At 70.9% G+C, this 11,721-nt stretch carries 1 protein-coding gene and 1 pseudogene; one reads left to right on the top strand and one right to left on the bottom strand.

The window, feature by feature from the left end:
- A pseudogene (locus AB0H50_RS34020) lies at positions 1–11,445 on the bottom strand (hypothetical protein); the annotation flags it as partial.
- A 9-nt stretch (positions 11,446–11,454) separates the two neighbouring features.
- Here AB0H50_RS34020 and AB0H50_RS34015 point away from each other — a divergent pair.
- Positions 11,455–11,721 (top strand): hypothetical protein (locus AB0H50_RS34015; RefSeq protein WP_357460975.1); only part of this gene is annotated, 267 nt, incomplete at its 3' end.

Genomic DNA, 11,721 nt, shown 5'->3' with positions numbered 1-11,721 from the left:
ACTCTCCGGCGGCGCACCACCTTCCGGCTGCGCCCCACCCTCGGGCGGCGTTCCGACCTCGGGCCGCAACTGCCCTGCACTACCCTCCGGCCTCGACAGGCCACCCTCGGTCAGAGCAGTCTGCTCACCATCCGCAGATTGCGTTCCGCCCTCCGGCGCACCGCCGTCGGGCTGCGTTCCATCGTCAGGCCGTGACTGTCCTTCGTCACCTTCCGTCGCAGCTAGGTCGGCCCCGGAGCGAGCAGTCCGCTCCCCGACCGGCGGGGACGAAACACCCGCATCCGTCGAGCCGTCGTCGGTCTCGGTAAGCGACCGTCCACCAGCGCTGCCCGGACGACCTGTCCCCTCGGCGGCCCCTCGGTTCGCCTCGGTGCCCGCGTCATCCGGCTGCGACCGGCTCCCCTCGCCCTCCGAATCCGCATCGGTCTCGGGTCGAGTCCGCCCTTCGGTCCCCGGACGCGACGGGTCGGCGTCGGCATTAGGTCGAGAAGTCTCCGCGCTGCTCGCCTCCTGCTGTCCCGGAACAGGTTTCGAGGGGTCGTCGTGGTCCGATCCGATCGGGTCGGAATGGGTTGGCGTCTCCGAGACCGGTTCGGTCGGTTCCGGAGCGTTCGGCAGCGAGCGTGCCGCACCGCCGGGGTTGGAATCGGGTTCCGGATCTGGGCGCGACGGCGCACCTGCCGCACCCGAATCGTCTCCCTCATCGGGCCCGGGCCGCTGATCATCCGCATTCGTCTCGGGCGCCGGCACACCACCGGGCCAGTGGACGGTGCGCGGATCAACCGGCTGAACGCGCGGCGACGCACGGCCTTCGGGCAGCGACTCGCCGACGTCCTCACCGGGATCGGACACCGCTGCACCACCTGGCCAATGCACCGTGCGCGGATCAACCGACCGATCGCCCGACGACTCCTCGCCTTCCGGCCGCGACTGACCCACACCGGGTTCAGACCCCGACACACCACCAGGCCAATGCACCGTGCGCGGATCAACCGACCGATCGCCCGACGACTCCTCGCCTTCCGGCTGCGACTGACCCACACCGGGTTCAGACCCCGACACACCACCAGGCCAATGCACCGTGCGCGGATCAACCGACCGATCGCCCGACGACGAACCACCTTCCGGCAGCGGCTCGCCGACGCCCTCGTCCGCGCCGGGCTCGGTCACCGGTCCGCCGGGCCAGTGGACGGTGCGCGGATCGACCGGGGCGGGATCCTCGGAGCTCTGCTCGTCCGGGCTCGGCGGCTCGGCGGGCGGCAGCGCGGCCGCGTTGTTCTCCGTGGCGGGCGGGCTCGGCGGGAGGACGTACGGCGAGTACTCGCGTTCGCGGGGTGGCGGGGCGTACTTGGCGCCCTCGGCCCAGTCGGTGAACGGTGGGCGGTTCGAGTTCCAGTCGAAGCCGATGCGGACGGCGTGCTCGTTGGCCAGGTTCCAGAAGGCGGTCGGGTTTCGGATGAGGAAGTTCGATTCCGCCAGGGCGTCCTGCAGCATCAGGATGTCGGCGTCGTTCGGGTCGCCGTCGATCAGGCGCTGCCACGCCAGCGCCACGTCGACGACCGCGTCGAGCCGCTGTCGCACGACCACGCCGGTGCGCCAATCGGTGCGCAGGTATTCGGCGTTCATCAGGTGGTGCTTGATCTGCGCGATCTCCGCCCTCGTGAACGCCTGCGCCGAATTGTTCAGGCGGTCGGCGACCTTGCCCGCCAGCTCCTTTCGGTCCACGTCGGTGCCGCGTGTCAGCTCCTCGTGGATGAAGTTCACCAGTTGCTCTGCGTCACCGGGCTTTTCGTTGCACACGTGTCCGGTGATCTCGTCGACCGCCGCGCTGAGGTCCGGCCCGGGATCACCCGGACGACGCGTGGTCGGCAGGCCCTCGATGTGGTCCTCGATCAGTCCATCCACCAGCGCGACGAGTTCGGCCGCGCGCACCGCGCGCCCGGCCCCTTCGGCGGCGGGGTTGCGCGCGAGCCGGTTGGTGATCCTGTCGATATCGCTGTTGTCGCTGCGGAACCGCTCGTATTCCAGTTCGGCGCGATGCTGCACCCGCGCCCACGCCCGCTGCTCGGCGGTCTGGCTCGCCTGGTACCAGCGCTCGTTCTCCGGCAGCGCGAACCGGTCCCGGACATTCCATTCGCGCGCCATCGGCTGCACATCAGCGGACTTCTTCCGGAACCACGGATGTCCCTTGAAGCCGGGCCGGATCCGACCGGGGTGGTTCTTATCGGCATACCAGGTGAATCCGGACAGCTTCGCCGTCTCCAGGATCAACCGCATCGTGTGATAGAAGAGGCCGGAGAACGGCACCTCGTACGTCGGACCGGTCTCGATCGGCGCCCCACCGGGAATCGCGGGCAGCAGATCCTTGTTGACGCCGGGCCCGTCGTCGGTGAACGGATCCTCCAGCGCCGCCTGGAACGGATTCACCGCCCAACCGCTGACGCCCTCGGGCAGGTCGCGCGGATGGAAGGTCTTGGGCACGGTGCCACCATCGCGGTTGGTCCGCCAGCTCGGACTGTCGGGGCGCACCTCGTGCGGCCTGCCCGCGGCGTCGAACCACCGGACCAGCAGCACACCGGAGTCGAGCGGCCGGGGCCCGGTGATCTCGAGGAACTCGCGTCGAGGTCCGTCCATGCGCCGATACCGGACCGGTTCGCCGCGTTCGGCGATGATCTCGTGGAACTCGACCGTGACCTCGTGGCGCGTCATCGCGTGCGCGACCGACGCGTCCTCGCGCAGCGCGCGGGCCAGCGCCGCGTCGTGCAGGGCGCGCGGATTGTCGAGTCCGCCGCGCGGGGCGACGACGATGATCCGCGGTTGGTCACCCTCGACAAGACCGACGCGGGGCACAATCGGCCTGGCGGCGGCCGCATCGAGGAATTCACGGCCCGCGCCGGCCAATTCGGCGATCCTGGCCTGGATGCGATCGATCGCGTCCTCTGCGGCATTGACCCGCTCCGCGGCCTCCCGCAGCAGCTTCAGGTTGCGCACCTGTTGGGGGACCTGCCTCGCCTCGATCGTCCTGCCCGCGATTTCCGCGAGGGTCTCGTCGAGTTGACCGTGGCCGAGTTCGTTCTCGTTCGCGCGCAGTCTGCGCGCCAGATCTTCGCGCATTCCGCGCCACGGTTCGACCATGAGCACTTGGCGAGCGCGTTCGCGTGCCAGCCGGTCGATCTCGGCGCGGGCCCAGTGCGACAGCGTCGGCTCCACGTCCGCGCCGGACCGGCCGAGTTCGCCGAGGCGGCGGTCCAGTTCGGCGACTCGCGCTGCGGCCCGTTCATATTCCTCGGCCGCCCGCTGCAACTTGAACACCTGTCGGCGGCGGCGGGACAGCTCGGCCTCGCCCACCAATTCCGGTGTCTGCGTGGGCAAGTCCTCGCCAACGCCCGGGATGGTGCGCTGGCCGACCAGGGCGTCGCGCAGGTGCTCCAAGGTCGGCGCCAGGTCGGCGCCCAGTGAATCGTCCGCGCCGCGCAGGGTCGGCAGGATGTCGGTGAACCGCGAGGCGCGGTCATTGCGCTTGGCGCGCCAGAACTCTCGCTCGGCGACGGCCGCGGCGCGTTCACGCACCAGGGCCTCGTATTCGTCCTGCGACGTTCCGTCACGCAGGGCGGCGATCTCGTCGTCGAGCCGGGCGATGTCGTGCTCGGCGTCGTTGACGTGTTCGGCGGCCCGCTCCAGCGCGTCGATGGCGGCGAGCCGGGCCGGCATCTCGTCGACGCGCATGGTCTTGCCGCGCAGTTCGTCCATCGTCGAGACCAGCGCGTCTCGCGTGAGTTCGACGTCGACGTCCACCGGCAGGTTCTGCGCCCGCATCTGCCGGATGTCGCGCCACTCCGCCCGGCGCGAGACCGCCTCGGCACGCTCGGCCAGCAGTCGATCGAGCTCGGTCTTTTCCCTGACGGTCAACGACCGCTGCGGTGCCTGCGCGGGGGCGTCGGGCTCCGAATCCGGCTGCGACGCACGGTTTTCCGCATCGTCACCGCTGGGTTCGTCCGGACCGGGCGAGGTGGCAGGCGGTTCCTGCGGCGGCTTCGTCCCGCCACCACCGCCCGCGGCGGCCTCCTGCTCGCGCGCCTCGCCGGAATCCGGCTCGCCTTCGGGCGCGACCCTGGCGCGGTTGGATTCGGCCGTCGCCCCGGCGGGCCGTTCGCTGTTCGCCTCGGGCTTGGACCGCTGCGATTCCCGCGGCAGCGAACGCGCCGAACCCGCGGGGTCGGTACCGGGCCGAGGACCCGGCCGCGACGGCGCACCCGCCGCACCGGAGTCGTCTCCGTCGTCGGGACCCGGCGTCCGGCTTTCCTCGCTCGAGCCGGACTCGGCAACGCCACCGGGCCAATGCACGGTCCGTGGATCGACCGCCCCGCTCGCCGACGAAGACTCACTCGCGCCCTCTTCGGACTCGACCGCACGCCCACCGGGCCAATGCACGGTCCGTGGATCGACCGCCCCGGTCACCGACGCCCCGGCACCTTCGGTCGATCGCCGGTCGGCACCCTCGTCGTCGTCCGGTCGCGACTCCGGCGCGGGTCCGCCGGGCCAGTGGACCGTTCGCGGGTCGGTGCGGGCTGTGCCGGGTTGCTGCGGCTCGGCGGCCGGGTCGTAGCGGACCTCGTGCAGACCGGCGCGGGCCAGTCCGAGTCGGCGCTTGGCCGCGGCGAATTCGGTCTGCGCCGCGACCAGGTCGGCGCGGCGCTGCTCGACCTCGTTCGCGGCCGCGTGCAGACGGTCGACGCTCTGCTGGGGCACGCCCTCGACGAGCAGTCGGCGCACAATCGCCTGGAGCGTCTGGCTGGTCAGCTCTCCAGGGGCGATCGGCAGCTGCGCGACCTCGTTCCTGAGGTTCATCACGGCATCGAAGTGCGCGTCTCCGGCCGCGTCGCGGCGGGTCCTCGCCCGCTCGAGCTCCGCGCGAGCCCGGTCCACCGACGTGCCGACGTCGTTCGCGGAGCTGAGCGGGCCCGAGCCTGCGGCCACCGGTCCGTCGGCACGGAAGTCGGTGCGGTGCAGAACGATTCCACCGTCGGGGCCATCCGCGATCCGAATGTGGCGGACGATCACATCCGGCCGGTTGAGCGGCAATCGCAGGTGCGGGTACTCGGCGGCGAGCCGGGCACGAACATCGGTCGGCGCGTCCCTGCCGACAACCACGATCACCGACGGATCCGAGGCGATGATGCCGACGTGGTCGTCGAGGCGGCGCGCGCCCTCTTCGGCGAGCACCCGGCGTTGGACAGCGCGGGCGAGCGCCCGATCCACCGCGGTCAACCGCTGCTCGGCCGCGTGGAAGCGCACCGCCGCGTCCCGCAGTGCCCGGGTCCGCGCCGACTGTTCCGCGAGTTCGGAGACCGGCAGGGTCCGGCTCTCCAGCCGTTCGACCATGGCGTCCACGGCGGCGTCATCGATCAGATCCGTCTCGGCCACCGGCAACCCGCGCATGGCTTCGACCCGCCGCGACCTGGCGTCGTCCAGCTCCCGCCGCGCGTTCTCCCGTTGCGCCTCGATGCGCGCCACCACCCGGCGCGACCGCTCGGTCTGCGACATGGCGGGCCGAACGCGCCGCCGCGCCGCCGCGAGCTGTGTCTCGATGCGCGCCAACTCGGTACGCGCCGCGTTGTACCGGTGGGCCGCGGCCTGCAATTCGCTCAGTTCCCGGTGCGATCGAGCGCTCGCATCCCCGGCTCGCACCCGGTTCACATAGTCGTCCACGCCCGCGGTCAGTTCCGCTTCGCTCAGCCCGTGCCTGCCGTTGACGACATTCAGCACCGAACGGGCCGCGCCGACCTGTACCAGGGCGGCCGCCCGCCTCGCCGTCAGCTCGGCGATCTCGTCGTGACGAGCGGGGCGCGGAGCGAGCGCGCCCTCGTCGCCGAAGGCGTTGCGCGCGGCGGTCAGTTGCGCGGTCAGGCGCCCCAGCTCGTCGCGGGCCGCGAGGTATCTGCGTGCCGCCGATTCCAGTTCGTTCAGCTGGGCTTCCCGGCGCTGTGCGTCCGCATCGGAGGGCACGGTCCTGTCCCGCTGCTCGCGCAGGGTCTCGTCCAGGTTCTCGGTGAGGTCTGCCTCGCCGAACCCGTGTGACCGATTCGCCTCGGCGCGCTCGGCACGCGCCGCGTTCAATTCCTGGACCGCGGCCGCGTAATCGGATTCCAATCGCGCGATCACCTCGGCCCGGCGCAGCGGTCGGCCCGCCGCTTCGGCCTGCGCGCTGAGTTCGCGGTGCGCGGCGCTCGTGCGCATCAGCTCCCCATCGACGCGCGCCAATTCGGCTCGGGCGTCCGCGAGCCTGGTCGCGGCCGCCGCGCGGTCCGGGTGGCCGTCGGTGAGCGCGTCGTGCGTGGCCCCGGCCTCTTCCAGCTCCCGCGCCGCGGCGGCGCGCTCCGCGGTCAACCGGTCGATCAGCGCGGGTCGCCGCTCGGCTTCCGCCAGTTCGAGCAGCCGGTCGTTCATCGCGGTGAGCTCCGCGATAGCACGCGCGTGGGCAACGACTTCCGCGCGCAGCGAGGCCTGCACCTGGGCGAGTTCAGCCGGGGTGAGCCGTTCCTTCTGGTCGAGCCTGCCGTCGCGGAAGACCTCGTACACCTTCGCCCACCGCTTGGCGTCGGCATCGGTCAGGTCGACGCCGACGGTCAGCGCCCAGTCGCGGCTCGGTGCGGCATGCCCGCTCGCGGAGATCTCGTCCGGCCCGAAGTCGCCGACCCGGCCGAGCACATCGATGAGCGTGTCGACATCGTCGACGACATCGAGCAGGTGCTGTACCGCGCGCTCGTGGACAGGGAATTCGGTGTCGCCGACGCGGGGATCGACAGCGCCATCGCCACGGGTGACCGGGTCGTACCGGTCCAGGCCGTTGATGGTCCGGTAGAACTCGGCGAGCGCGCCGACGAGGTTCTCCCGCTCGGAGGGTCGGCGCATCAGATGCCGGATCGCGCGGTTCAGCCGCTTCGCGTCCAGGGTGGAGGTGTCCGGCCGGTACTTGTCCTCGTCGTTCTTGTAATTGCGCGACAAAAGATCCTTGGGGAACCTGCCCTTGCGCCTGCCGACGCCCAGCTGCTCGGCCAACCGATCTCGCGCGGCATCGGCCACCGCCTTGTCGTCGGCCCTTGCCACCTTCCAGTACTCGATCAGGTCCTGCACGGCCTGATACCTGCGCGCCGATCCCAGATCCGGGTCGACGAGCGCCCGCGCCATGGCTTCCGGTGTCATCTCGTCGACATCGATATCGATCCGGGTCGCCAGCTGCCAGCGCGCGTCGGTGTGGTTGTTGAAATCGTCGATGTCCCAGGCCGTGCGCGCGTAATCGATGACCGCCTCGATCTGGCTCGCGCGCACCGCGTTGTCCAGGCGCAGGACGCGCAACCGTTCGGCGAGTTCCGCGGAACCGCGCTCGGATTCCGGGATGTCGAGCGCGGCGGCGAGATCGTCACGGGCGGCGACGATCTCGCCGTGGCTCGGCTCGGCGCTGTGCGGCGATGTCGCGTCGGGATCGGGGGGTTCCGGCAGCACGGGACGCCAGCCGCCCGCACCGTCCTCGATCAAGGTCAGGTCGAGCAGGCGGCCGTCGATCTCCTGACGGATGTGCGCGATCCGTCCCGGATCGGCATCGGTGAGGTGGAAGGTTCCGTCGGATTCCAGTGTGGCCGTGCGGAAGACCGGTTCGACCAGGCCGGTGTTGACCGCCTCGGCGAGATCCGCATTGTCACGCAGCGTCCGGGCGAGCACCGCCTCGTGGTCGCCGTAGCCGTCGATGACGACCATCCGCGGCGGACGGCCGGGGTCGCCGGGCAGCAGCGCGACCCCGTCGGTGTCCGGGAGCAGGAACCCTTGGTCGGCGACGATCGACGAGCGCAGGGCCAGATCCGACATCAACCCGGTCAGTTCCTGGACCTCGGCGTCGGCGCGCAGGAATTGGCGGACGCGGGACTGGAAGTCGGCGACATCGGTGGCGTAGGCGCGGATCCGGTTCGCCGCGTCGATCATGGTGAGCCGCGGAAGCGCACCGAGATCGACGATGTCGACGTCGAGCAGCTGAGCCCAGACCGCCCGCTCGTCGCGGATCTGATCGCGGTTCAGCGCGTCGGCGAAGTAGCGGGCGATGCCCTCGTTGCGGCCCGGTTCGTCGGCGTCGTAGAGCTCACCCCACAGCGGGAACGCGTCGCCGTTGGCGATGCGAACCACGCGCAGCCAGCTGGCGTCCCCGCCGTTGGCCTCCATGACCTCGACCAGCAGGCGGGTCATCGGGTCGGTGTCGAAGAAGCTGATCTCGCGACCGAACGGGATGCGCCGGTTCTCGACCTGATAGTTCGCCTCGGCGATGGAGAGACCGACGAACGCGCCGATGCGCCTGGCCTGCTGGTACCGCAACACCCGCAGCGCGTTCTGCACGGCGTCGGGGTTCTCGCCGGTCAGGTCGACCTCGAGCCGGTCGGCCGAGTCGACCAGCCAGTCGAAGGCCGCGCTCCTGCGGCGGGCCGCGTCGACGAGTTCCCCGAAGAGCTCGCCGAATACGCCGTCGACGCGCGGCGGCACGCCGTCGGGGAACGGCTCGGGCCGCGCTGTCGCCGAGTCGTTTTCGGCGCGCCGATCCGCCCGCTGCTGTTCGCGTTCGCGCTTCTGACGCTCGATCTCCGCGGCGAACTCGGGCCCGAATTCCCGGCGCAGCAGGGAGGGCAGCGCCTCATCGATGGAAGGCAGGTATTCCTCGCCGTTGCGCCTGCGCACGGGCGGCACCGCACCAGCCTGGTCCGGGATGCGGCTGGTCAGGCGCCGCAGGAAGGGGATGAGTTCACGGTTTCGCCGCAGTTCCTCGAAGACGAGACCCAACCGCATCGGGTTGAACTTCATCCCGAGTTGCTCGCCGTGCGTACCGTGGCTGGTCAGCGGCAGCCCGGCGAAGTGCCCGAGCAGCGCCTGCCCCGCGGTGTCCTGGGACGACAGGGACGGATGCTTCGGAATGACTGCGTGGCCCTGGCCCAAGGCCGAGGTGCGCACCCACACCCACCCCGAACCCGGCTCGGCGGCCGCGGGCGGTTGCGAGCTCTCCCGCTCCGCGGGCAGGTTTCCGGACTCGTCCGGATCCGCTTGCGGCCGTGCGTGTTCCGGTCGCCACGCGCCGCTTCCCTCGGCTACCAGATGCAGCGGGATCCGCTGACCGTCCACCTCGATGACGACCGCGCGATCCGAGCCCGCTTGCTCGCCAACGATTCTCGGCGTCTCCGAGGTTTCCTGCGCGCCCTGCTGGACGGGCGGAGCGGGCGGCTCGGCGGGCACGCGACGGGCGCCACCCGAGGAATCGGTATCCGGCGTCGGCTCCGGCGGCGCCGATCTGCCGGCGCCGTCGCCGTCTTCGTCGGGCCCCGAATCGTTCTCCGTATTCGAATCAGGCTGCTGCGCAGACCCTTCCGAACCGTCACCGTTCGGATCACCCGGATCCGGCATCCCCACCGGCGGCTGCTGCGGCGGCTGCTGTCCCCCGCCACCCGCGTCGGGTCCGGGCGAAAGCTGGGACGGCGGCTGCGGGATGGTCCCCTCGGCGAGGGCGCGGCGCGCGTTCGCGACCAGCGTCTCGTGGATGACACGCGCCGGTTCGCTCGCGGCGTCGCCGTTGAGTTCGACCTCGGCGAATCCCTCCGGGATCGCTTCGCCCGGGTTGAACTCGCCATTGTCGTGGAAGCTGTAGCCGCTGAGCTGGCGAATCCAGGTGTGGTAGCCCTCGCCACCCGCGGCGAGGTGCGCGGCCGCGAACTCCTCTTCGTAGCGGCGCCGCAGGATGTCCTCGATCGTCGCGCGGGTCTCCTCGGACGACAGATAGTCGAGCACGTGGCCGAACTCGTGGACGATGGCGCTGTACACCGGCCGGCGTTCCATGCTCGGATGCTTGAACCCGGCGGCGACGTCCTCGCTCAACGCAGCCCAGAACAGTTCGGCACTGGTGGCGAGTTGATAGTCGAGAATGACTCGGGCGCCGCCGTTCTCGGACTCCCACTGGGTCGCCGCGAAGGCACTGCGATGGTGTCGCACCGCAAGGATGTCGAGGATCGCCACCGGCGCCCCCGGGTACTTCGTGAGCATGTCGTCGATCGCCCTGGCGTACTCCCGGAGCACCTCGGGATCGAGGTGGGGCAAATCGAACCGGAGCACCTGCATGGCACGCCGCTCGCCCAGCAAATCGACGCCGTGCCGTTCGCTCAGTACCCGGACGATCTCCGGGATATCGCGCTGCGACCACTCGTCCCGGGGCGGCTGGTCCGGCAGCTGGATCACGCGAGGCGGAGCCTCGGAGTAGAGCTCGGGCTCCTGATCAGGGGGCGTCAGCCGCAGTGGGGTCGCACCCACATTGGGCTCGGGCCGCGAGACGGCCGGGTCCCGCTCGGCTCGCGTCCTGCCGAACCGTTCTCTGATCCGCTGCCGCAGTGGCTTCCTGGACGGCGCGCGATCACCGGCGCCTTCGGGCGGTGCGTCCGCGTCGGGTACGACGGTGGCGCGGATCAACCAGTGGCCGTCGTTGCCGAGGCTGCGGACGGAGTCGACGCGCCAGTGCAGGCCGCGGCCGGCCATCATGACCGGGACCGGCATGCCCGACGGCAGGAAGCGGTTCATGAACAGGGCGGGCGTGCCTGCGGGGACGGTCAGTTCGAGGTGGAAGCGGCCGCCGTCGACCGGGGGTATCTCGCCCAGCGCCAGCTGCGGGAACTCCGCGATCTGGTGCAGGGAGCCGATCACGTCGCCGGACATGTCCAGCGGGTTCTCGGGCCGGACGTAGGTCATCACCGTGGTGTCGGGCAGGCGGAAGCGGGTGAGGACGTCGTCGAGAATGTCCACGGCCTCGGCCAATTCGGGGGTGAGCTCCGCGTCGCCGCGCAAGGCGGCGTCGATCGCGGCGCGGAACCTGCTGCCGTCGGCAGTCAGCGACGCGATGCGCTCCAGCACGGCGCGCTCGTGCGGGGCGAGCGCGTCGACCACCGCGTCCCAGTTCTCGAACCCGTACCGCAGGCGCGCACCGAACTGCGGGTTGTCGATCTCGTAGTGAGCCTCGGAGGTGTCGGCCGTGCCGTCCTGCTCGGGGTTGTCCGCCTGGTCTGTGCCGCTCTGTTCCGCACGCGGTCCATCCTGCGGATCCACCGGCCGCCCGTCCGCATCGCGCTCGACGCTCTCGGCACCACGACGCAGATCGAGGGTCGGGCTGTCACCGATGGCGGCGGTCGGATCCTGGTTCGGACCGTCGCCCGGTGGGACACCGTCGTCCGACGGGTCACTGTCCGGATCGCCGGGCGCAGCTTCCTGCGACCGGATCGGCTGCGTCCGTTCGGTATCCGTGTCGTCGGAGGTCGACCCGCGCGGGTCTGCCGGGTCTTGCGGACCGGGGACCGAAGGTTCGCCGCTCGCTTGGCCGGGGCGACGAAGATCGATGGTCGGGGTGTCGACGCCGCCCGGACGCGGGAGGTGCACCGTCGGATCGTGCGCACCTTCCGGACCCGGCAACGGCACCGTGGGCTCTTCGCCACTTTCCGGACTCGGCAACGGCACTGTCGGCTCATCCGCACCGAACGGGCCCGGCAACTCGACCGTCGGATCCTCGGCACCATCCGGACCCGCCAACCGAACCGTCGGCTCATCCGCACCCAACGCACCCGGCAACTCGACCGTCGGATCCTCGGCACCATCCGGACCCGCCAACCGAACCGTCGGCTCATCCGCACCCAACGCACCCGGCAACTCGACCGT

This window comes from Nocardia sp. NPDC050793, from assembly GCF_040654065.1.
In the GTDB taxonomy this organism is placed as follows: Bacteria; Actinomycetota; Actinomycetes; order Mycobacteriales; family Mycobacteriaceae; genus Nocardia.
The sequence above is the reverse complement of the archived record's forward strand: the minus strand, read 5'-3'. Positions and strand labels throughout refer to the sequence as shown.